Below are 20,754 nucleotides of genomic sequence, written 5' to 3'. Positions count from 1 at the left end.
GGACGGACGGGTCCGGTCTTAGAAGAAGCCTGTCTTAGAAGAAGGCGGCGCGCAGGTCGTTGACGAGGTCGGTCTTCTCCCAGGAGAAGCCGCCGTCGGCCTCGGCCTCGCGGCCGAAATGGCCGTAGGCGGCGGTGCGGGCGTAGACCGGCTTGTTCAGGCCGAGATGCGTGCGGATGCCGCGCGGGGACAGGTCCACCAGCTTCTGCAGAACCTCCGACAGCCGGTCCTCGTCGACCGTGCCGGTGCCGTGGGTGTCGACATAGACCGACAGCGGCTTCGACACGCCGATGGCGTAGGAGAGCTGGATCGTGCAACGCTCGGCCAGGCCGGCGGCGACCACGTTCTTGGCGAGGTATCGCGCGGCGTAGGCGGCGGAACGGTCGACCTTGGTCGGGTCCTTGCCGGAGAAGGCGCCGCCGCCGTGCGGCGCGGCACCGCCGTAGGTGTCGACGATGATCTTGCGCCCGGTCAGGCCGGCGTCGCCGTCCGGACCGCCGATGACGAAGCGGCCGGTCGGGTTGACGTAGAAGTTCGCCTCGTCGCACATCCAGCCGGCGGGCAGGACGTTCAGGACATGCGGACGGACGATCTCGCGCACCTCCTCCTGGGTCAGGCCGTCGGCGTGCTGGGTGGAGACGACCACCGCGGTGGCGCGCACCGGCTTGCCGTTCTCGTACTGCAGCGTCACCTGGCTCTTGGCGTCGGGGCCGAGCTGCGGAGCGGAGCCGGAATGGCGGGCCTCGGCCAGCGACTTCAGGATGGCGTGGCTGTAATAGATCGGCGCCGGCATCAACGCCGGCGTCTCGTTGCAGGCGTAGCCGAACATGATGCCCTGGTCGCCGGCGCCCTCGTCCTTCTCACCCGCGGCGTCGACGCCGACCGCGATGTCGGCGGACTGCGAGTGGACGAAGCACTTGACGTCCATCTTCTCCCAATGGAAGCCGTCCTGCTCGTAGCCGATGTCCTTCACCGCGGCGCGGGCGACCTGGACCAGCATGTCGGGGGTGATGCTCTCCGGCCCGCGCACCTCACCAGCCAGCACGATCTGGTTGGTGGTCGCCAGCGTTTCCACCGCCACGCGGGCGTAGGGATCGTGCGACAGGTACAGATCGACGATGGCGTCGGAGATGCGGTCGCACACCTTGTCCGGATGGCCTTCGGACACGGACTCGCTGGTGAACACGTAGTTGAGCTTGGCCACGACGAACCTCGGCAATGGGCGGGGGCTATTCAACAAGACTAAATTGGGAGACCGGCGCAGCACCCACGGAAAGCCAGTCATTTTCCGTATGTGACAAGGTTTGCGTTCCAGGTCAAGCGATCTCCCCGGGGTTGGAGGAGACCGGCGGAAATTCGCCTTGAAACGACATCGGGGAACGGGCCGGAGGGCCGCGTTCCCCAATCTTCCTGCCGTCCGGATTGCTTCCGGTTGTTCGGCTCAGGTCTCTAAACCGTGTTATTCGGCCGCTTCGACCATACCGGAATTGGCGACGGCCTTGGTCAGCTCGAACAGGCGCTTGCGCACCGACGGGTCGTTGATGCGGTAGTAGGCGCGCACCAGCTCCAGCGTCTCTCGCTTGGCCATCGGGTCCGGCTCGTAGCCGCCCGAACGCTCCTCGAAACCGGCGGTGTTGCCCTCTTCGTCGTCAACCGGAGCCGCGGCGGCTTCCGCCGGCATGTCGTCGAAAAAGAAGGACACCGGCACGTCCAGGACGCGGCTGAGGTCGAACAGGCGCGACGCGCCGATGCGGTTGGCGCCGCGCTCGTACTTCTGCACCTGCTGGAAGGTCAGGCCGATGGCCTCGCCCAGCTTTTCCTGGCTCATGCCCAGAAGGGTCCGGCGCAACCGGACGCGGGAACCGACGTGAACGTCGATCGGGTTCGGCTTTCCCGTCTTGGGACGGCCGGCAGTGGCCCGGCGGCCCCGCGCTGGCGTTGCTTGCATTGCTCTAATTCCCTGAAACAGTTGTGCAACCTTGATACGACATATCCATGTATGCAGTCAAGCGCGCCCGAGCGCTCCCGATGCGCGTGATTGAAAAAAGAGTCTCGGATGCGCTAACTGCGATGTCGTGCGCGCAGGCCCACCGCGAAACAGGTCAAAAGAAGCAACCCAAACGCGCCATCGCCCACACGTCCGTAGAGAGTGGGGGCGGTCAGCGCTTCCGGCAAGGCCGCATCGACCACACCCCTGTGACCAAGCGGCAGCATGGCTGTGATGCGGCCGTGGGCGTCCACCACGCCGGAGATGCCGGTGTTGGCGACGCGGACCAGCGGCATCCCCTCCTCCACCGCGCGGGTCCGGGCGATGGCGAAGTGCTGGTACGGGCCGGCGGTGTTGCCGTACCAGGCGTCGTTGGTCAGGTTCAGCATCCAGCGCGGCCGTCCGGCGCCATCTTCACCGCTCGGCAGAACGGCGCCGGGAAAGATCACCTCGTAGCAGATCAGCGGGCTGACCGGCGGCAGGCCCTTGAGATCGAGCGACACCGGCCCCGGCCCGGCGGAGAACTCGGCCCCGTTGCCGGCGATGGCCCCGACCGGCAGCCAGCGGCGCAGCGGCATGTATTCGCCGAAGGGCACGAGGTGGAACTTGTCGAAGCGCCCCGTCACCGCGCCGCTGCCGTCGACCGCCGCCAAGCTGTTGTAATAGAGCGGCGCGCCCTCCGGTCCGGCCTCCATGCGCGGCACCCCGGTGATGATCAGCCCGCCGGGCGGCGTGACCGACCCCAGCGCCTGACGCAGGCGGGCGTCCTGGTCGAGGAACAGCGGCACCGCGGTCTCCGCCCAGATCACGTGAGTGATCGGCTCGCTGGATGGAGCGGCGGAGAGTTCCATCTGCTGCTGGACGTTGCGCACCCGCTCGCCCGCCGCCCATTTCAGCCGCTGGTCGATGGCCGGCTGGACGAGCCGCAGCCGCACGCCGGGCACCGCCGCGTCGGACGCCCCGGCCAGCCGCAGCCCGCCCCAGGCGCCCAGCGCCGCGAACAGCGCCAGCCCGGCGGCCAGCGCCCCCCAGGCGCGGCGGCGCGGCACCGCCGTGTCGGCCAAGCCCGCCGGCAGCGACGCCACCAGCACGGTCAGCAGGCTGAGGCCATAAATGCCGATCAGCGAGACGCCCTGCAGAACCGGCAGAAAGCCCGTCCAGCCATAGCCGACGAGGTTCCATGGGAAGCCGGTGAAGACATGGCCGCGCAGCCATTCGAACAGCGCCCAGGAGGCGGCGAACAGGAACACCCGCCCCAGCCCCAGCCCCAGCCCCAGCCCCCTGCCCCGCAGCATCCAGACCAGCAGCGTGGCGAAGCCGGTGAACATCGCCAGCAGGATGGGCAGCCCCGCCGCCGACAGCGGCAGCGCCCACCAGAAGCGCTCGATGTCGGTGAACAGAGCCGCGCTGATCCAGTAGAGGCCGAGCAGGTGATGGCCAAAGCCGAAGAACCAGCCCACCGCGAAGGCCTGCCGCTTGGTCCTGGCCCCGTCGAGCAGCCAGAGCAGCCCGGGAAAGGCGATCAGCAGCAGCGGCACCGCTCCGGCCGGCGGCAGGGCGAGCGTCGCCAGCCCGCCGAATCCCGCCGCCGCCAGCAGCCGGCGCCAACCGGTCAGCCCGGCCAGACCGGCGGACAGGCGGCCCAGCCGGGCCGGGTGGGTCGTCATGTCGGTGGCGGTCAAGGGGTGGCACTCCGGATACGAATAGGCTGGAAACGACGTCACCACGAAGGCGCGAAGACACGAAGAGGGGCACAAAGAGGCTCCCGCTTCACCGGTGGGTCCGGGGATGCGGTAGAGCCTCTTTGTGCCGTCTTTGTGTCCTTCGTGTCTTCGTGGTGAAAAACCCCGAGGGGCTTACCCGACCTCGGCCAGGGCGGAGTTCTCAGCGGGGGCGGTGCGGACGCGCAGCCGCTTGATGCGGCGGGGGTCGGCCTCGACGATCTCGAACTCCAGGCCGGAGGGATGGGTCAGCATTTCCCCGCGACCGGGCACGCGTCCGGCCAGCGAGACGACGAGACCACCGAGCGTGTCAACCTCCTCGCGCTCCTCCTCGGTCAGGAAGGCGCCGACGCGGTCCTCGAAATCCTCGATGGAGACACGGGCGTCGGCGAGGATCGTGCCGTCGGGACGTTCGACGAAATGGGGGGTCGCCTCTTCGTCATGCTCGTCCTCGATCTCGCCGACGATCTCCTCGACCAGATCCTCGATGGTGACGAGGCCGTCGATGCCGCCGAACTCGTCGACCACCAGCGCCATGTGCTGGCGCTTCTGGCGCATCTGCACCAGCAGGTCGACCACCGGCATGCTGGGCGCGACGATGCTGAGATCGCGCACGATGTCCTTGAGTTCGACCGGCGTCCGGCTGGCCATCGCCACGAGCACGTCCTTGATGTGGACCATGCCGACGACGTCGTCGAGCGTTTCACGGAACACCGGCAGGCGGGAATGGGCTTCCTCCGCCATGCGCTGAACGAGGGCGGGGAACGGGGTGTCCACATCGACCGCCACGATGTCCGCGCGGGGCACCATCACGTCGTCGACGGTGCGGTCGCGCAGCTTCAGGATATTGGCGAGCAAAGCGCGCTCGCCCGCCCCCAGCGATCCCTCGCCGCTGTCCTGATCCTCGATCAGGTCTTCGATCGTGGCGCGCAGGGTGGCGTCGTCGCGCCCCCCCAGGACGGTCCTCATCCACCCGCGAAACAGGTGGCCCAAGGATTGCTGATCTTCGGCCCCGTCTTCACGGGGCGTTCGACTGTCGGAAATCTCGCTCATCGGTCCGGTGGTTGTTCGTCCAAGTTCGGCTCCCCGGGCGGAGAGCGCGTGGCGGCGTACGGATCGGCGATGTCGAGGGTCGCGAGCACGTCGGTTTCGAGCTGCTCCATCTCCTCGGCCTCGTCGTCCGTCTCATGATCATACCCGAGCAAATGAAGAACGCCATGCACCACAAGGTGGGTCATATGGTCCGAAGGTGTTTTACCCTGCTCGGCGGCTTCACGGGCGACGGTCTCCCAGGCCAGGATCACGTCGCCCAGCATGACCGGCGCGTCCTCGCCCAGTTCGGGCTCCTCCGCTTCGGTCAGGGCGAAGGACAGCACGTTGGTCGGCTTGTCCTTGCCACGGTATTCGCGGTTCAGTCGGTGCACCAGAGCGTCGTCGGCCAGCACGACGGACAGCTCCGCCGGCCCCTCATCCTCGTCGTAGGTAACGGAGAGCGCGGCGAGCGCCGCCCGTTCGCACAGCCATTCGGCGTTGTCCGCCCAATCGCCCGCTTCACGTGAAACGACGACATCGACGGCCATCACGGTGTTCCCTCCGCGTCCGGCTCGTCGTCCACGACGGCGGCCTGCCGGGGGGCGGGCTTGCGCCGGCCATCGGTGCGGTCGCTTTCGGCGCGGGCGCCCTCGGCACGGTCATAGGCGCGGATGATGCGCGCGACCAGCGGGTGGCGCACCACGTCGGCGGCGGTGAACTGGACGAAGCGGATGCCCTCCACCCCCTCCAGGATGTCCAGCGCCTCGCGCAGGCCGGACTTGGCGCCGGCCGGCAGGTCGGTCTGGGAGATGTCGCCGGTGACCGCCATGCGGCCCCCCTCGCCCAGGCGGGTGAGGAACATCTTCATCTGCATGGGCGTGGTGTTCTGCGCCTCGTCCAGGATGACGAAGGCGTTGGCGAGCGTGCGGCCGCGCATGAAGGCGAGCGGCGCGATCTCGATCTCGCCGGACTCCAGCCGCTTCTTCACCTGCTCCGCAGGCAGCATGTCGTGCAGCGCGTCGTAGAGCGGGCGCAGATAGGGGTCCACCTTCTCCTTGAGGTCGCCGGGCAGGAAGCCCAGCCGCTCCCCCGCCTCGACGGCGGGGCGCGAGAGGATGATGCGGTCGACCTGACCGGTGGTCAGCAGCGCCACCGCCTGCGCAACGGCGAGGTAGGTCTTGCCGGTGCCGGCCGGGCCGAGCCCGAAGACCATCTCGCTTTCCGCCAGAGCTTGGAGATAGGCCGCCTGCATGGGGGAACGCGGGGTGATGGCGCCCTTGCGGCGGGTGCGCACCGCGACCTCGCCACGGCTGAGCGTCGCCAGATTCTGGTCGCGCACGGCACCGCCCACGCCGGTCGCCATGCGGACGGCGGCGTCCACCTCGCCGGTGCCGACGGTCATGCCGCGCTTCAGCCGCTCATAGAGGGCGTCGATGGCCGAACGCGCGGCTTCCGACGATTCCGCCGGACCGGCGATGGTCAGCATGTTGCCGCGGGAAATCAGGGAAACGCCCAGCTGGTTCTCGATGCGGGCGAGGTGGCGGTCATGCTCCCCGTACAGCATCGGCAGTAGCCGGTTGTCGTCGAAGTTCAGATCAATCCGTTGATCTGGGCGTTGATCGGAGCGCGGGTCAGGGCGCTGATCGGGCAAGCCGTTCAAACGGTCGCCTCCACGGGTTGCGTGCCGGTGGCGGAGCTGCGGTATTCACCGGTCGCCACGCTGCCGGCAAGGCTGTTCGGATGGGCGGCGTCGATGCGCACCTCGACGATGCGGCCGAGCAGCCGCTCGTTGGCGTCGGCGTGCACCGACTGCAGATAGGGGCTCTTGCCGAGGAGCTGGCCGGCGCGCTTGCCGACGCGGTCGAACAGGACCGGCACGGTGCGCCCGACGAAGCTCTCATTGAAGGCCTGCTGCTGCGCGTTCAGCAACTGCTGGAGCGCGGCCAGACGGGCGTCCTTGACGTCCTCCGGCAGCTGGCCGTGCTCCAGCGCCGCCGGGGTGCCGGGACGCGCGCTGTACTTGAACGAATAGGCCTGGGCGTAGCCGACGTCGGTGACGAGGCGCAGGGTCGCCGCGAAGTCGGCGTCGCTCTCGCCGGGGAAGCCGACGATGAAGTCGCCCGACAGCGCCAGGTCCGGCTTGGCGGCGCGCAGCCGGTCGACGATGCGGCGGTAGTCGTCCGCCGTGTGCTTGCGGTTCATCGCCGCCAGCACGCGGTCCGACCCCGCCTGCACCGGAAGATGCAGGTAGGGCATGAGCTGCGGCACCTCGGCGTGGGCGCGGATGAGGTCGTCCTCCATGTCGCGCGGGTGCGAGGTGGTGTAGCGGATGCGCTCCAGCCCGTCGATGTCCGCCAGTTCGCGGACCAGCCGTCCGAGGCCCCAGGTGGTGCCGTCCGGCCCTTCCCCGTGCCAGGCGTTGACGTTCTGGCCGAGCAGGTTGATCTCCCGCGTGCCGCCGGCGACGAGGCGCCGGGCCTCCGCCACGATCTGGGCGCCGGGCCGCGAGAACTCGGCGCCGCGGGTGTAGGGCACCACGCAGAAGGTGCAGAACTTGTCGCAACCCTCCTGCACCGCCAGGAAGGCGGAGACTCCCTGGTTGGCGCTCTCGTCCGGCAGGAAGTCGAACTTGGACTCCACGGGGAAGTCGGTGTTGAGCACGCTGCCTGCCTTGCGGCTGGCCTTTGCCACCATTTCCGGCAGGGTGTGATAGGTCTGCGGCCCGAACACCATGTCCACGAAGGGCGCGCGGGCGACGATCTCCTCGCCCTCGGCCTGGGCGACACAGCCGGCCACGGCGACGATCATCCGGCCGTCGCCGACCTCGGCCTTGACGTCCTTGAGCTGGCGCAGGCGGCCCAGTTCCGAGAACACCTTCTCAGAGGCCTTTTCGCGGATGTGGCAGGTGTTGAGGATCACCATGTCGGCGCCGTCCGGCTCGTCCACCGGCCGGTATCCCAGGGGTGCCAGGACATCCGCCATGCGGGCGGAGTCGTAGACATTCATCTGGCAACCCCAGGTCTTGATGAAGAGCTTCTTACTCAACGATCCCTTCCACAGCGCTGAACGATCCGGACCAAACGCGAATTCGGCCAATTGTATCTTGGCCAGCCGCGATCTCGACCAATGCAAAAACGCGCGCCTGGACGGCACCGGTCCAGGCGGCGCAATCCGGCGCGCGACCCGCCGCGTCGCGGCATCGCACCCAGCCGATATGGTAGCACGACTGCGGGAAAACGAGTCAATCGTGCCCGCGAGCCGATCATTCGTTTCGCGGCCCATTCCGCGGTGTGGAAAGTTTCCATCACGGGATGACGATGGGCAGCGGCTTTCCGGACACCGCGCGCTCCACGCCACGCGCCACGGCGCGCTGGCAATGGTCGGCCAGGGCCTTCCGGCTGGAGAAGCCGTCGATGGTCACCGGGGGGTGGAACTCCACCTCCACCGTCATGCGGCCCAGCGTGAAGACGGTCCACAGATGGGGGGCGAGATCCATGTCGCCGTACCACGCGTAACAGGGACGGAAGGCGATCCCCATCGGGATGCCGTCCAGCCGCGTCGGCGCGATGCTGACCGGCTGCACGGTCAGCGGCCGGTCCCCGATGCGCCGGGCGGCCACCGCGAACAGCGCCGTCTTGAAGGGGAGCGTGCGGTTGCCGTCGCTGGAGGTGCCCTCGGGGAACAGGATCAGGCTGTCGCCGGCGTCCAGCCGGGCGCCCAGCTCGTCGCGCTGCTTCTCCACCCCGGAGCGGGCCTTGCGCTCCACGAAGACGGTCTGCTGGAGCTTCGCCAGCGCCCCGAAGAAGGGCCAGCCGGCGACCTCGCTCTTCGCCACGAAGGAGCCCGGAATGACCGACCCCAGCACCGTGATGTCGAGGTAGGAGGAATGGTTGGAGACGAACAGCACCGGCCCGTTTGCCGCGCGCTCGCCGCGCACCACGACGCCAATGCCCAGGATGGCGGCGCAGACCCGGTGGTAGAACCGCGGTATCCGGAAGCGCAGCGGCGAGCGCACAGCGACGGCCAGCGCCTGCACAGGGACCAGCAGGAGCGTCCACAGCAGATAGACGGCCAGACGAAGCCCGCCCCGCACCGGCGACCCCAGGGCACGCGCACCGGTTGCATCCACCGCCGTCATGCGACCCGTCTCCTGATGCAATCGCGGATCACGCGATCTGGGCGTCGCGGCTGCGCCGCTCGTAATGCTTGGAATACTTGTTGGTGATCAGGTCGGTCTTCACCACGATCGACACGTCGGTGGTGTTGAACTGGTGATCGATCACCGCACCGTCGCCAATGAAGCCGCCCAGCCGCAGATAGCCCTTGATCAGCGGCGGCAGAACGGTCAGCGCGCGCTTCGGATCGATCTGGTCGCGGGGCATCAGATCCATGCCGACATAGCGTTCCGGCAGCGCCACGGGGCGCAACTCCTCCGGGGCCAGATGGAAGTGATGCAGGTAGGCGAGCGGTTCGGCCATCGCCACCGGGTCGGTGCCCGGCAGGCTGGCGCAGCCGAACATCACCGCGATGTCGTGGTGGAAGACGTAGGCCGCGATGCCGCGCCACAGCAGCTGCATGCTGCTGCCGCGCGTGCGGTAGGCGGCGTCGACGCAGGACCGCCCGAGCTCCAGGATCTCCCCCGGATAGCTGAGCAGCCGCCCGATGTCGTATTCGTCGCTGGAATAGAAGCGCCCGGCCTTGGCCGCCGCCGGGCGGCGGATCAGCCGGTAGGTGCCGACCACGGACTCCGGTCCGTCGCCGCGGGCGTGGTCGATGACCAGCAGATGGTCGCAGATGGTGTCGAAATCGTCGAAGTCGCGATGGCGCGCGGCCATGTCCGGCGACGGCACCGCCGACATCTCCTCGTAGAAGACGCGGTAGCGCAGCGCCTGCGCCCAATCGATCTCGGCGGCGCTTTCGGCCAGCCGCACTTCGAGGGAGCCCATGCGCAGATCCGAAGAGCTGCCCTGGTCCGTGCCTGTATCAGCCATACTCGACGCTTCGCTGGCGTTGTTCGGGTCGCGGCAACCGCCGGTTCTCCTTCCGGAGCCCCGTCGGGCACGGAACAGGGATAACACGAATGGCCGGTTGCCGGTCAACCGCGACGTGACGAACCCGCCCCCGGCAAGCCCGGACTCCGGGCAAGCCACAAGGTCCGGCCCCGACGAACGGGGACGGCGGCAAGGCGGGACGGCAAATGATCACGCGGGAAGGAAGAAACGGTCACATCCGGGCGATGGGGTTCCGGGGCGGACCGAACAGCGGCGGTCCGCCGGACACCAACGCACAAGCCCGATGGACCTTAGGCCGCGCCGCGGCGGGCGCGGGTGCCGAGACCGATCTGCTTGGCCAGCGAGCTGCGCTGGCGGGCGTAGTTCGGGGCGACCATCGGATAGTCGGCCGGCAGGCCCCAGCGGTCGCGGTATTCCTCCGGCGACATGTCGTAGGCCGTCTTCAGATGGCGCTTCAGCATCTTCAGCTTCTTGCCATCCTCCAGGCATACAATGTAGTCGGGAGTGACGGACTTCTTGATGGGCACCGCGGGCTGCGGACGCTCCTCAGTCGCAACCGGCTCGGTCCCGACATTCGCGAGTGACTTGTACACCTGCTCAATCAGCGTCGGAAGATCGCCGAGAGCGACTGTATTGTTCGAGACATGCGCCGCCACGATCTCCGTGGTCAGAGACAACAGCGCGTTGGAAGGGTTACCATTGCTCATGTAAGCTTGCTCCGCAGCTTGGCGTTCCTCTCCATATAAAGAGGTTTGTGGCCGCGTGCAATATCCATCCTTTGCTCTTAAAGAGGAAGCAGTGTACGAAAAAAAATCTCCGGATTTGTTTTTGGACATCACCAGCGAGGTGTGCCCGTTAACCTTCGTCAAGACCAAGTTGTCGGTGGAGCGCATGGCGGCCGGGCAGACGCTTGAAGTCCGGCTGAACGCTGGCGAACCCTTGGAGAATGTACCCCGATCCTTAGCCGAACTGGGTCACTCCATTCTCGCCGTGACGCCCGAAAATCCGGATGAGCCGGACGGGGTGCACCGTTTGTGGATTCAGAAAGGTTAAGGTTTATTTGTCGGTGTACGAATACCGCAACACCAGGGCGGCAACCCTTCCGTCCGCCCTGCGGTAATAACCGGGACGACGGCCAACGGCAAAGAAGCCACAAGATTTATATAGGGATTGCGCCATACCATTGTCTTCGGCGACTTCAAGGAACAGCGCCGTGGCGCCCAGCGCCCGTGCGCCGTCCAACGCCGCCGCGACCAGACGCCGGCCGGTGCCCTCCCCCCGCGCGTCAGCCCGGACGCCGACGGCGATGATCTCGCCATCCTCCGCGGCGACCCGCGCCAGCAGGAAGCCGACCGGATCGTCGCCCTCCACGCCCTCCCGCAAGGCCAGCGCGGCGAAGAAGCCGGGCTGGCCGATCAGGCTTGCGACCGCCTCGCCGCTCCAGGGATCGTCGGGAAAGCAACCCTGCTGCAAGGCTGCGATCACCGCGGCGTCGGCGAGGCCGACGGTCTGAAGTCGCACCGGATGGGAGGCCTGGGGGTTGGACGTTTCGGGCGGGGCCACCGTCATGCCGTCTTCCGTGGCAGGGAGACGTCGGGCGGACGCAGGTAGAAGGGCTGGGCCGGCAGACCGACCTCACGCCGGGCGCCCAGGGCGGCGACCACGGCGGCGTCGGGCGTGCCCGGCCCGGCGGCGAAAGCGGTGTCGGCACGCCCTTCCAGAAGCGGGCGCAACGCGGCCGCGCCATCCCCGGCGATCAGCAATGGCGCAGCACCGGCTTCACCGGCGAGCAGCTCGTCCAGCCAGCCCGGCACCGCGGCGGGCTCCAGCATCGCCGGTTCGCCGAACGGCGTCAGGTCCGGATGGAAGAGTTGCAGGAACGGCTCGGTGCGGCGGGAGTCCACGGCGACCAGCACGGCGCGGCCATCCCGCTCCGCGTCCGGCAATCCATGAACGACCGCGTCGAAACTGGTGATCCCGACCACCGGCAGGCCGGCGGCCAGGGCGAAGCCGCGCGCCGCCGCCAGCGCGATGCGCAGGCCGGTGAAGGCGCCCGGCCCGACGGTCACGGCGATGCGGTCGAGCGCGTCGAAGGGGCAGCCGGCCTCCGCCAGCGCGGCCTGCGCCAGGGGCACCAGCGCCTCCGCCTGCCCGCGGGCCATCGGCTCGCGCCGCCGCACGGTGACGGCGCCGCCATCCCACAGCGCGGCGGAACAGCCGGAGGTCGCCGTGTCCAGTCCCAGAACTCTCATGACCCCCACGCTTTCATCAAATCCGCCATCTTCAAAGCCCCACTTCAGCCCTGGGTCAAGAGCGTGCTAGACAGCCCCGGTCTTCCCTGACGGCATGGATCATGCTTACACCCATCGCACCGCCGGACTTCGACGTCGACATCGACCTGCTCTACGCCACACCGGACAACCTGACCGGGGTGCCCATCTACCGGCACCCGCATTGCCTGCTGCACCCCGACGCGGCGGCGGCGCTGCGTGCGGCGATCCGGCTGGCCCGCGGCATCGGCTGCCGGCTGCGGCTGTACGATGCCTTCCGCCCGGTCGAGGCGCAATGGGCCTTGTGGCGGGCGCTGCCCGACCCGTCCTACATCGCCGATCCGGCGGGCGGCTCCACCCATTCCCGCGGCATCGCGGTGGATCTGACGCTGACCGACGGAACGGGGCGCCCGCTGGACATGGGCACCGGCTTCGACGACATGACCGAACAGTCCCACCATGGCCGCACCGACCTGACCACCGAGCAGCAGCGCAACCGCGCCGCCCTTCTCGGCGTCATGACGGCGGCGGGCTGGCGGCATTACAGCTGCGAGTGGTGGCACTATCAACTGCCGGACGAGCAGCGCTACCCCCTGCTGACCGACGCGGCGCTGGGTGGCCTGATGATGGGCTGATCCCTGGCGATCCGGCCCCTGGCGGTCCGGCCGCGGGCGCCCCGTCGGCGGCCGGGCGCCATAGGGCCTAGTGTCATAGGGGTTGTTGCAAGGCTGCATCACGAAAGCGCGCGAAGCACAGCGTATGTGTTGCGGACTTGTTCCCGGCGGCGTGCCTGTGCCACACCAGCCGTGGCGCAGCCCGGACCCTCGTCCGGCCGCGCGACCGTTCCGGACCCACGACAGGCCGCCATGCCGTTCCGCCGCGCCGCCACCCTCTTCGCCGTGGCCGCCGCCTGGGCCTTCCAGGCCCTGGCGGGAAGCCCCGGCGTTGCGGCAGACGGAACCACGAACACCGCCGTCGTCTTCGCCTACGACCGCTTCGGCGAGGACCAGACCCCATCCATCAGCATCCGGATCGACCAGTTCGAAGCCCATCTGGACGAGCTTCAGGACGGGGATTACCAGGTCCTGCCCCTGCCCCGTATCCTGGAGGCGTTGCGCAGCGGCGCGCCGCTGCCCGACCGGACGGTGGCGATCACCATCGACGAGGCCAGCCGCTCCGCCTTCCGCGAGGCGTGGCCGCGGCTGAAGGCGGCGGGGCTTCCCTTCACCCTGTTCGTGGCGACCGACGCCATCGACCGCGGGTCGCCCGCCCATATGAGCTGGGCGGAGGTGCGCCAACTCGCCGCCGCCGGGGTCACCCTCGGCGGGCTCGGCGCCTCCACCCAATCGCTGGTGTCCCGCCCCGCCGACGAGGTGAAGGCGGAGCTCCGCCGCATGGCCGACCGGCTGCAGGCGGAGACCGGCCAGCGCCCCACCCTGTTCGCCTACCCACAGGGCGAGGTGTCGTCGGCGCTGCGGACCATCGTGACGGAGCAGGGCTTCGCCGCCGCCTTCGGCCAGCAGTCGGGCGTCCTGCACCCGCAGGCCGACCGGGCGACCCTGCCCCGCTTCGTGATGAACGAGAGTTTCGGCAGCGTCGACCGCTTCCGGCTGGCCGCCAACGCGCTGCCGCTGCCGGTGACCGACCTGACGCCCGACGATCCGCTGCTGACCGTCAACCCGCCGTCCATCGGCTTCACTGTGTCGGACGAGATCGGCGACATCGCGCGGCTGGCCTGTTTCGCCGCCGGCCAGGGCCGGACGGCGCTGGAGCGCGTGACCGAGGACCGGGTGGAGGTGCGCATCCGCGACCCCTTCCCGCCGGGCCGCACGCGCGTGAACTGCACCCTGCCGGGCCCCGAAGGACGCTGGCGCTGGCTGGGCATGCAGTTCGTGGTTCCGGAATAGGTGGAGAGACACCGGACGGGCGCGGTCCGTCCGTTCGGACCGCGCCCGTCCGGTGGATGCCGTCAGCGGACGGCGCGGACCTCGACCACCTCGGGGATGTAGTGGCGCAGCATGTTCTCGATGCCGGCCTTCAGCGTGGCGGTGGAGCTGGGGCAGCCGGAGCAGGCCCCCTTCATCTCCAGATACACCACGCCCTCCTCGAAGCCGTAGAAGGTGATGTCGCCGCCGTCCTGGGCCACCGCGGGGCGCACGCGGGTGTCCAGCAGCTCCTTGATCTGGGTGACGATCTCATCGTCGTCCGCGCTGGCGGCGTGGCCGTCGCCGGCCGCCTCTTCCAGCAGCACCGGGCGGTTGGCGGTGAAATGCTCCATGATGACGCCGAGGATCGACGGCTTCAGCAGGAACCACTCCTTGTCGCCGGCCTTGGTGATGGTCACGAAGTCGGCGCCCAGGAAGACGCCCTGGACCCCGTCGATCTCGAACAGCCGCTGGGCCAGCGGCGAAGCGGTGGCGACATCGCGGGACGGAAAGTCCGCGGTGCCGCGTCCGAGCACGTCACGCCCCGGCAGGAACTTGAGAGTCGCCGGGTTGGGCGTCTGCTCGGTCTGAATGAACATGGTGATATCCTCCATCGGCGCCGAACAACACTGGCGGCGTAGGCGAAACTTGGGCAGAATCCCCCGACAGATCAAGCATCGCATCTTTATGGTTATCGATCCGTGAGCATGGCACCGCCCGCGGCCACCGCACCGTCTACCCCTGCGGCCCCATCCATCGACGACGCCGCGCGGGAGGTCGTCGAATGGCTGCTGCTGGAAGGCCGGCACGCACCCGGCTTCGAGCCGATGATGGACCGCTTCTGCCGACGCCTGATGGCGTCCGGCGTCCCGCTGCTGCGCGTGGTCTGCGCCCTGCCCCTGCTGCACCCGCAGATCCGCACCATCGCCTTCTTCTGGCGCCGCAACGCCGAGCAGGTGGAGATCGCCACCCGCGCCCACGGCACGGAGACCAGCACCGAGTATCTGACCAGCCCCTTCGCCACGCTGATCGAGGACGGCGCCGACGGCCTGCGCTACCGGCTGGAGCAGATGGAGCCGCCCTACCCATACCCGGTCTTCGCGGAGCTGAAGGCGCAGGGGGCGACGGACTATGTCGCCATGACGGTGCTGTTCGCCGGGGGACGGCGCAACGTGCTGAGCTTCACCACCGACCGGCCGGGCGGCTTCTCCACCGCCGATCTGGCGCTGGTCGACGCGGTGCTTCCGGCGCTGGGCGCGGTGCTGGAGACGCTGGCGCTGCGGCGGCTGGCAACGACGGTGCTGGACACCTATGTCGGCCACCGCACCGGCGCGCGCATCCTGTCCGGCGACATCCGGCGTGGTACCGGCGCCAATGTCCGCGCGGTGCTGTGGTACTGCGACCTGCGCGGCTTCACCTCGCTGGCCGACCGGCTGCCGCGGGAGGAGCTGATCGCCCTGCTGAACGGCTATTTCGAGATCATGGGCGGCGCCGTGGAAAGCCGCGGCGGCGAGATCATGAAGTTCATCGGCGACGCCATGCTAGCCATCTTCCCGCTGGAGGAGAGCGACCCGACCGGGGCCGCCGCCTGCACCAAGGCGCTGGACGCCGCGCAGGAGGCGCTGACCGACATGGCCGCCCGCAACGCCGAACGCTCCGCCTGGGGCCAGCCGACCCTGCGCTGCGGCATCGCGCTCCACATGGGCGAGGTCATGTACGGCAACATCGGCTCCGCCAACCGGCTGGACTTCACCGTCATCGGCCCGGCGGTCAATCTGGTCAGCCGGATTGAGGGGCTGTGCAGCCGCCTGGACCGCAACGTCCTGACCTCTGCCGAGGTGGCCGAGGCCTGCGCCAGCCGCCTCGTCTCGGTCGGCTGGCATCCGGTGAAGGGGCTGAACGACCCGATCGAGGTCTATGGGCTGAAGGAGAAGACAGGGACCAATGAAGGGACCGATGAATAGGGCGCTGCAACGAACCCCCGGTCGCCGGCCTTGAGCGGTCGCGATCCCTCCCCCGCCCGCCTATCCCTCCGCTCCTTCGCGCTGGCCGCCGCCGCCTTCTCGGCGGGCTGGTCGCTGATGATGATGGAAATCCTCGGCGGGCGGCTGATGGCGCCGCATTTTGGCTATTCGGTCTATCAGTGGGGCGCCGTCATCGGCGTGGTGATGACTTTCATGGCCGCCGGCTACTGGACCGGCGGGCAGCTCGGCGACGGGCCGAAGGCGGTGCCGGCGCTGCGCGCCGCCCTGCTGGCCGGGGTCGCCGCGGCGGCGCTGACGCCCTGGCTGGGCAAGCCGATGCTGGCCGACGCCGCAGGCCGCTTCAACGCGGTCGAGGGGTCGGTCGTCGGGGCGGCGTTGATCCTCGGCCTGCCGTCCTTCGCGCTGGCCATGGTATCGCCGATCTGCGCGGGCTTGAGCAGCCTGACCGGTGCGGCGGCGGCGGGGCGGATCTACGCGGTCGGCACGCTGGGCAGCATCGGCGGCACCTTCTTCGCCTCCTTCTACGCGATCCCGCAGGTCGGGGTGTCGGCGGGCTACGCCCTGGCGGCGGTGCTGCCGGCGCTCGCCTGCCTGTTCATTCCGGGTGGGAAACGGGTGGCCGCCGCCGCGGCCCTGGCGGTTCCCCTGGCCTGGGCCGCCGGCCATGGCGAGGGGCAGGGCTTCGCCCTTTACCGCGAGACGCCGCACAACACGATCATGGTGCAGGAGGACGCCGAGCAGGTCCGCCTGCATCTGAACGTGGCCTGGGCCACCCAGTCGCGGCTGCGCAAGGACGGCGGCCCGACCGGCCTCTACTACGACCTGTTCGCCGCCGTCCCGGCCCTGGGCAACGGCACGCGCGTCCTGGTGCTGGGGCTGGCCGGCGGGGCCGCCGCCAAGGAAATCCTCGATTCCTGGCCCGGCGCCGACATCCTGGGGGTGGAACTGGACCCCGCGGTGGTCGAGGTGGCGCGCGAGAGGTTCGGCCTGCGGCCCGAGGTGCGAGTCGCCGTGGAGGACGCCCGCCGCCACGTCGAACGGTCGCCGGAGCAGCACGACGTGGTGATCGTCGACCTCTACTCGACCGCGCTGATCCCCTTCTTCACGGCGACCAGGGAGTTCTTCGCGGCGGTGGAGCGGCGGGTGGCGCCGGGCGGCGTGCTGGTCATGAACGTCGCCTCCCCGATGGACCGCGACGCTCTGGTCGGGCCACTGACGGCGACGCAGGGGGCGGTCTTCCCGGCGGTGTACGTCGCCGACGCCGGGCGCGGGAATTACCTGCTGATCGCCACGAAGGAGGCGCGTACGCTCGAGGATCTGAGCGTACGCCTGCGCGCCGCCCCGCCGGGTGCGACGTACGCGGCCTCGCGCATCCTGGAGACGCTGGCCCCTGCCGAACTGGCCGGGCACCCGGTGCTGACCGACGACCGGTCCGACATCGACCAGCGCAGCCTTACCGCCCTCTATGGACGTTGAGACGCCCTAAGTGATGGCGTCCAGCGCGTCTATGCCGATGCCGCCCGGCACGATGGTCAGCGGAATGCGCATCTTCGCGAGGCCGCGGTTGGTGAAGTAGGAGATCAGCGGCCCCGGCCCCTCCGGATCGACGCCGGCGGCCAGCACGAGGATGGAGATGCTCGGCTCTTCGTCGATCAGGGCCAGCACCTCGTCGCGGCGGTTGCCCTCGCGCACGTACAGGGCCGGCAGAGTGCCGGTCAGCCGGTTCACGTCGCGGGCAAGCTTCTGCAGCTTCTGCTCCGCTTCCGCACGCTGCTCCTCGCGCATCAGATTTTCCAGGGCCAGCCACTGCTGCACCTCGCCCGGCTCGATGACGTAGAGCAGCGCCACCTTGCCCCCCGACTTTCGGGCGCGCAGGCAGGCGTAGCGCAGGGCGAGCTGAAGCTCCGGGCTCTCGTCCACCACGACCAGGAAGATGCGGACCGGCGGCTTGGTCGTAACCTCCGGTTCGGAAACGGCCGGATCGGACGCGGTCGGAATGGACGCAATCGGATCGGACATGGGTCACACCCTCCGGAAGATGGCGCCGGCCAGCCAGCCGGCGGCGATGGCGCCAATCACCGCGGCAACACCGTAAATCATCGGCTGGTTGCGCGCAAAGTCGTAGATTTCCGCGCTGAAGCCAACCTTGGACACCACCAGCGGCGTGGTCTGGGCGCTGACCACCTCGCCGTCGCGGATCAGCAGCGCTTCCACATTGTACAGACCCGTCGGCACGTTGGCCGGGAAATAGATGTTGGTCCGGAACAGCCGCTCGCCCAGGAAGGCCACCTGCCCCAGCGTGATGCCGTAGAGCCCGGCCCGCTGCTTGTTGCGGATCAGGGCGGAGCGGAACAGGGCGAGCTGGTCCGGGGCCAGCTGCTCGCGCGGGCCGAGCTGGAGGTTCGGCAGGCCGATCTGGTGGCGCTCCAGCACCGGACGGCCGACGAACTGGTCCAGCGGGCGGTTCGTCGCGACCATGTAGTAGCCGGGCACCTGCTCGAACCGCACGCTGCGCGCGTTGATCCAGATGCCGGCGATCCGCTCCTTGCGGCGCACCGTGACCGGGGTGCGCGGGCCGGTCACCACGATGGCGACGTCGCCCGCCCCGTCGGTGGTGCCGAACAACACGACCTCCGTCCCGGTGAAGCCGGTGGTGATGGCGATCAGGTGGCTCGACAGATCGGCGACGAGCTGCTGCGCCCACACCGTGGCAGCCAGGAACACCCCCGCCAGAAGCCCCACCAGCCCGCCGGCGATCCGGACGGACCACAGCCGTCCGGTGCCCCTGCGGACAGCGCTCACGACATCCTCGTCGAGATGGTGAAGACGTCGTTCGGCTCGACCACCAGATCGAAGGCGAGCTTCAGCGCCACCGCGACGACCAGCGAGGCCAGCAGCAGGCGCGCCTGCTCGCCGCGCAGCCGGCCGCCGGCCTTGGTGCCGAACTGCGCGCCGACCACCCCGCCGATCAGCAGCAGCAGCGCCAGCATCACGTCCACCGTCTGGTTGGTCGCCGCCTGGAGCAGCGTCGCCATCGCCGTGGTGAAGATGATCTGGAACAGCGAGGTGCCGGCCACCAGCCCGGTCGGCATGTTCAGCAGATAGATCATCGCCGGCACCAGCATGAAGCCGCCGCCGATGCCCATGATCGCCACCAGCATACCGCCGATCGCCCCGATCCCGGCCGGCAACAGGGCGGAGATGTAGAGCTTGGAGCGCTGGAACCGCATCTTCAGCGGCAGGCCGTGCAGCCACATGTGACGGTGCAGCTTGCCTCGCTTGGCGGTGGGGGCGCGGCGGCGGATCAGCGCGCGGCTGGCCTCCACCATCATCATCGTGCCGATGGTGCCCAGGAAGAAGACGTAGGACAGCGTGATCGCCGCGTCGATCTGGCCGATCCGCTGCAAAATGGAGAAGATCCAGACGCCGACCACCGTGCCGACCATGCCGCCCAGCAGCATGACGACGCCGAGCTTGACGTCCACGTTGCCGCGCCGCCAGTGGGCGAGCACGCCCGACACGCTGGCGGCGACGAGCTGGTTGGCCTGGGTGCCCACCGCGATGGCGGGCGGAACGCCGATGAAGATCAGCAGCGGCGTCATCAGGAAGCCGCCCCCCACCCCGAACATGCCGGACAGAAAGCCGACGAGCCCCCCCATGCCGAGCACGAGCAGGGCGTTGACCGACATCTCGGCGATCGGCAGATAGACTTGCATGGGGGCGGAGCCGGCGGACGGGAAGGTCCGCCAGCTTATACCCTACAGGCGGTGTTCCGGCAATTAGGCCGGAACGCCCGCGTCTTTCAGCAGATCCGGCAGCAGATCGGCCAGCACGACGTCCGGACGGGCGCCGACATGGCTGATGATCTCCGCCGCGGCCAGCGCGCCGATGCGGCCGCAGACCGCCGGAACCATCCCGCGGGTGTAGCCGTAGAGGAAGCCGGCGGCGTAGAGGTCGCCGGCCCCCGTGGTGTCGACCACGCGGGCCACCGGTGATGCGGGAACCTCGACCACCTCGCCGCCGGAGACGATGACGGCGCCTTTTTCGCTGCGCGTCAGGGCGGCGGTCTTGCCGAGACGCTTCACCGCCTCCAGCGCGTCCTCGAAGCGGTCGGTCCTGTAGAGGGCGGTGATCTCATGCTCGTTGGCGAACAGGATGTCGACATGGCCCTCGACGAGGTCCAGGAACTCCGCGTGGTGGCGGTGGACGCAGAAGCTGTCGGACAGCGAGAGCGACACCTTGCGCCCGGCGCCGTGGGCGGTGGACGCCGCCTTGCGGAAGGCCTCCTTGGCGCGGGGCGGGTCCCACAGATAGCCCTCCAGGTAGGTGACCTGCGAGTTGGCGATCAGCGCCTCGTCGATGTCCTCCGGCCCCAGCTCCACGCAGGCGCCGAGGAAGGTGTTCATGGAGCGCTGGGCGTCCGGCGTCACCAGGATCAGGCAGCGCGCGGTCGGGGCGCCGCCGTGTCCGGCCGCCGTCTCGAAACGCACGCCGGCGGCGCGGATGTCGTGGCGGAAGACCTGGCCGAGCTGGTCGCCGTGGACCTTGCCGATGTAGGCCCCCCGGCCGCCCAGCGAGGCGATGCCGGCCATGGTGTTGCCGGCGGAACCGCCCGACACCTCGATGCCCGGACCCATGCGGCCGTACAGCTCCTCGGCGCGGGCGGCGTCGATCAGCGTCATCGCGCCCTTCTCGATGCCGTTGGCCGTGAGGAAGGCGTCGTCGGCATGGGCGATCACGTCGACGATGGCGTTGCCGATGCCGGTGACGTCGAATTCGGCCGTGGCCATGGGCGCTCCTTGGAAAGGCTGGGGAAATGCGG

General features: G+C 69.1%; 22 protein-coding genes. 5 read left to right on the top strand and 17 right to left on the bottom strand.

Annotated features, from left to right (window positions below; all coding sequences use genetic code 11):
- Positions 1 to 34: 34 nt before the first annotated feature.
- The 10 genes from metK to H1Q64_RS04865 all read right to left on the bottom strand — a co-directional run bounded on the left by metK (position 35) and on the right by H1Q64_RS04865 (position 10,459).
- Positions 35 to 1,204, bottom strand: a complete 1,170-nt coding sequence (gene metK / locus H1Q64_RS04910) for a methionine adenosyltransferase (protein WP_014238855.1) — start codon at positions 1,202 to 1,204, stop codon at positions 35 to 37.
- A 255-nt stretch (positions 1,205 to 1,459) separates the two neighbouring features.
- A complete protein-coding gene (locus H1Q64_RS04905; protein ID WP_237904611.1) occupies positions 1,460 to 1,948 on the bottom strand; it encodes a helix-turn-helix domain-containing protein in 489 nt (162 codons plus the stop codon).
- Between the two features lie 113 nt (positions 1,949 to 2,061).
- Complete coding sequence (gene lnt, locus H1Q64_RS04900; RefSeq protein WP_237904610.1) at positions 2,062 to 3,669, bottom strand: apolipoprotein N-acyltransferase; 1,608 nt, start codon at positions 3,667 to 3,669, stop codon at positions 2,062 to 2,064.
- Between the two features lie 174 nt (positions 3,670 to 3,843).
- A complete protein-coding gene (locus H1Q64_RS04895) occupies positions 3,844 to 4,761 on the bottom strand; it encodes a hemolysin family protein (RefSeq protein ID WP_038530302.1) in 918 nt (305 codons plus the stop codon).
- Positions 4,758 to 5,288, bottom strand: coding sequence for an rRNA maturation RNase YbeY (ybeY, locus tag H1Q64_RS04890; RefSeq protein WP_237904609.1), 531 nt, complete (start codon positions 5,286 to 5,288; stop codon positions 4,758 to 4,760). The genes H1Q64_RS04895 and ybeY overlap by 4 nt, the downstream gene beginning before the upstream one ends.
- Positions 5,288 to 6,391, bottom strand: coding sequence for a PhoH family protein (locus tag H1Q64_RS04885; RefSeq protein WP_237904912.1), 1,104 nt, complete (start codon positions 6,389 to 6,391; stop codon positions 5,288 to 5,290). Before H1Q64_RS04885 ends, ybeY begins: the two co-directional genes overlap by 1 nt.
- Positions 6,392 to 6,396: 5 nt before the next feature.
- Positions 6,397 to 7,785, bottom strand: a complete 1,389-nt coding sequence (gene miaB / locus H1Q64_RS04880) for a tRNA (N6-isopentenyl adenosine(37)-C2)-methylthiotransferase MiaB (RefSeq protein WP_237904608.1) — start codon at positions 7,783 to 7,785, stop codon at positions 6,397 to 6,399.
- A 259-nt stretch (positions 7,786 to 8,044) separates the two neighbouring features.
- Complete coding sequence (locus tag H1Q64_RS04875; RefSeq protein WP_237904607.1) at positions 8,045 to 8,878, bottom strand: lysophospholipid acyltransferase family protein; 834 nt, start codon at positions 8,876 to 8,878, stop codon at positions 8,045 to 8,047.
- Positions 8,879 to 8,906: 28 nt separating this feature from the next.
- Positions 8,907 to 9,731, bottom strand: a complete 825-nt coding sequence (locus H1Q64_RS04870) for a GNAT family N-acetyltransferase (protein ID WP_174440254.1) — start codon at positions 9,729 to 9,731, stop codon at positions 8,907 to 8,909.
- Between the two features lie 311 nt (positions 9,732 to 10,042).
- Entirely contained in the window at positions 10,043 to 10,459 is a 417-nt protein-coding gene (locus H1Q64_RS04865) for a MucR family transcriptional regulator (protein WP_014238866.1), read from the bottom strand.
- A 55-nt stretch (positions 10,460 to 10,514) separates the two neighbouring features.
- On the opposite strand from H1Q64_RS04865, the gene H1Q64_RS04860 reads away from it, so the two are divergent.
- On the top strand, positions 10,515 to 10,805 hold the full coding sequence (locus tag H1Q64_RS04860) for a sulfurtransferase TusA family protein (protein WP_014238868.1): 291 nt from the start codon (positions 10,515 to 10,517) through the stop codon (positions 10,803 to 10,805).
- Between the two features lie 3 nt (positions 10,806 to 10,808).
- Here H1Q64_RS04860 and H1Q64_RS04855 read toward each other — a convergent pair whose 3' ends face one another.
- Positions 10,809 to 11,321 carry a GNAT family N-acetyltransferase gene (locus H1Q64_RS04855; protein ID WP_237904606.1) on the bottom strand — a complete coding sequence of 171 codons (513 nt, stop codon included), beginning with the start codon at positions 11,319 to 11,321 and terminating at the stop codon, positions 10,809 to 10,811.
- On the bottom strand, positions 11,318 to 12,004 hold the full coding sequence (gene tsaB / locus H1Q64_RS04850; protein ID WP_237904605.1) for a tRNA (adenosine(37)-N6)-threonylcarbamoyltransferase complex dimerization subunit type 1 TsaB: 687 nt from the start codon (positions 12,002 to 12,004) through the stop codon (positions 11,318 to 11,320). The genes H1Q64_RS04855 and tsaB overlap by 4 nt, the downstream gene beginning before the upstream one ends.
- A gap of 101 nt (positions 12,005 to 12,105) precedes the next feature.
- On the opposite strand from tsaB, the gene ddpX reads away from it, so the two are divergent.
- Both ddpX and H1Q64_RS04840 read left to right on the top strand, forming a co-directional pair.
- Entirely contained in the window at positions 12,106 to 12,657 is a 552-nt protein-coding gene (gene ddpX / locus H1Q64_RS04845) for a D-alanyl-D-alanine dipeptidase (protein WP_237904604.1), read from the top strand.
- 231 nt (positions 12,658 to 12,888) lie between these two features.
- Positions 12,889 to 13,929 carry a polysaccharide deacetylase family protein gene (locus H1Q64_RS04840; protein ID WP_237904603.1) on the top strand — a complete coding sequence of 347 codons (1,041 nt, stop codon included), beginning with the start codon at positions 12,889 to 12,891 and terminating at the stop codon, positions 13,927 to 13,929.
- Positions 13,930 to 13,991: 62 nt separating this feature from the next.
- Here the strand turns inward: H1Q64_RS04840 and H1Q64_RS04835 are convergent, their stop codons facing one another.
- Positions 13,992 to 14,546, bottom strand: coding sequence for a NifU family protein (locus tag H1Q64_RS04835; RefSeq protein WP_237904602.1), 555 nt, complete (start codon positions 14,544 to 14,546; stop codon positions 13,992 to 13,994).
- Positions 14,547 to 14,654: 108 nt separating this feature from the next.
- Here H1Q64_RS04835 and H1Q64_RS04830 point away from each other — a divergent pair, with 108 nt between their 5' ends.
- Positions 14,655 to 15,911, top strand: a complete 1,257-nt coding sequence (locus H1Q64_RS04830; RefSeq protein ID WP_237904601.1) for an adenylate/guanylate cyclase domain-containing protein — start codon at positions 14,655 to 14,657, stop codon at positions 15,909 to 15,911.
- A 30-nt stretch (positions 15,912 to 15,941) separates the two neighbouring features.
- On the top strand, positions 15,942 to 17,408 hold the full coding sequence (locus tag H1Q64_RS04825; RefSeq protein WP_237904600.1) for a fused MFS/spermidine synthase: 1,467 nt from the start codon (positions 15,942 to 15,944) through the stop codon (positions 17,406 to 17,408).
- 6 nt (positions 17,409 to 17,414) lie between these two features.
- Here the strand turns inward: H1Q64_RS04825 and H1Q64_RS04820 are convergent, their stop codons facing one another.
- From H1Q64_RS04820 to H1Q64_RS04805, 4 genes are all read right to left on the bottom strand, one after another.
- Positions 17,415 to 17,951: a universal stress protein gene (locus H1Q64_RS04820; protein WP_237904599.1), complete on the bottom strand. Its 537-nt coding sequence runs from the start codon at positions 17,949 to 17,951 to the stop codon at positions 17,415 to 17,417.
- Between the two features lie 3 nt (positions 17,952 to 17,954).
- Positions 17,955 to 18,734: a TIGR02186 family protein gene (locus H1Q64_RS04815; protein WP_237904598.1), complete on the bottom strand. Its 780-nt coding sequence runs from the start codon at positions 18,732 to 18,734 to the stop codon at positions 17,955 to 17,957.
- A complete protein-coding gene (locus H1Q64_RS04810; protein WP_237904597.1) occupies positions 18,731 to 19,648 on the bottom strand; it encodes a sulfite exporter TauE/SafE family protein in 918 nt (305 codons plus the stop codon). The genes H1Q64_RS04815 and H1Q64_RS04810 overlap by 4 nt, the downstream gene beginning before the upstream one ends.
- Positions 19,649 to 19,711: 63 nt before the next feature.
- Positions 19,712 to 20,722 carry an adenosine kinase gene (locus H1Q64_RS04805; RefSeq protein ID WP_237904596.1) on the bottom strand — a complete coding sequence of 337 codons (1,011 nt, stop codon included), beginning with the start codon at positions 20,720 to 20,722 and terminating at the stop codon, positions 19,712 to 19,714.
- Positions 20,723 to 20,754 lie beyond the last annotated feature (32 nt).

Source organism: Azospirillum brasilense (assembly GCF_022023855.1).
Classification (GTDB): domain Bacteria; phylum Pseudomonadota; class Alphaproteobacteria; order Azospirillales; family Azospirillaceae; genus Azospirillum; species Azospirillum brasilense_F.
The sequence above is the reverse complement of the archived record's forward strand: the minus strand, read 5'-3'. Positions and strand labels throughout refer to the sequence as shown.

Coding starts and splice junctions, on each gene's coding strand:
- H1Q64_RS04905 (WP_237904611.1), bottom strand. CDS start 1,948: ATGCAAGCAACGCCAGCGCGGGGCCGCCGGGCCACTGCCGGCCGTCCC.
- H1Q64_RS04895 (WP_038530302.1), bottom strand. CDS start 4,761: ATGAGCGAGATTTCCGACAGTCGAACGCCCCGTGAAGACGGGGCCGAA.
- ybeY (WP_237904609.1), bottom strand. CDS start 5,288: ATGGCCGTCGATGTCGTCGTTTCACGTGAAGCGGGCGATTGGGCGGAC.
- H1Q64_RS04875 (WP_237904607.1), bottom strand. CDS start 8,878: ATGACGGCGGTGGATGCAACCGGTGCGCGTGCCCTGGGGTCGCCGGTG.
- H1Q64_RS04870 (WP_174440254.1), bottom strand. CDS start 9,731: ATGGCTGATACAGGCACGGACCAGGGCAGCTCTTCGGATCTGCGCATG.
- H1Q64_RS04865 (WP_014238866.1), bottom strand. CDS start 10,459: ATGAGCAATGGTAACCCTTCCAACGCGCTGTTGTCTCTGACCACGGAG.
- H1Q64_RS04855 (WP_237904606.1), bottom strand. CDS start 11,321: ATGACGGTGGCCCCGCCCGAAACGTCCAACCCCCAGGCCTCCCATCCG.
- tsaB (WP_237904605.1), bottom strand. CDS start 12,004: ATGAGAGTTCTGGGACTGGACACGGCGACCTCCGGCTGTTCCGCCGCG.
- ddpX (WP_237904604.1), top strand. CDS start 12,106: ATGCTTACACCCATCGCACCGCCGGACTTCGACGTCGACATCGACCTG.
- H1Q64_RS04840 (WP_237904603.1), top strand. CDS start 12,889: ATGCCGTTCCGCCGCGCCGCCACCCTCTTCGCCGTGGCCGCCGCCTGG.
- H1Q64_RS04835 (WP_237904602.1), bottom strand. CDS start 14,546: ATGTTCATTCAGACCGAGCAGACGCCCAACCCGGCGACTCTCAAGTTC.
- H1Q64_RS04830 (WP_237904601.1), top strand. CDS start 14,655: ATGGCACCGCCCGCGGCCACCGCACCGTCTACCCCTGCGGCCCCATCC.
- H1Q64_RS04820 (WP_237904599.1), bottom strand. CDS start 17,951: ATGTCCGATCCGATTGCGTCCATTCCGACCGCGTCCGATCCGGCCGTT.
- H1Q64_RS04810 (WP_237904597.1), bottom strand. CDS start 19,648: ATGCAAGTCTATCTGCCGATCGCCGAGATGTCGGTCAACGCCCTGCTC.
- H1Q64_RS04805 (WP_237904596.1), bottom strand. CDS start 20,722: ATGGCCACGGCCGAATTCGACGTCACCGGCATCGGCAACGCCATCGTC.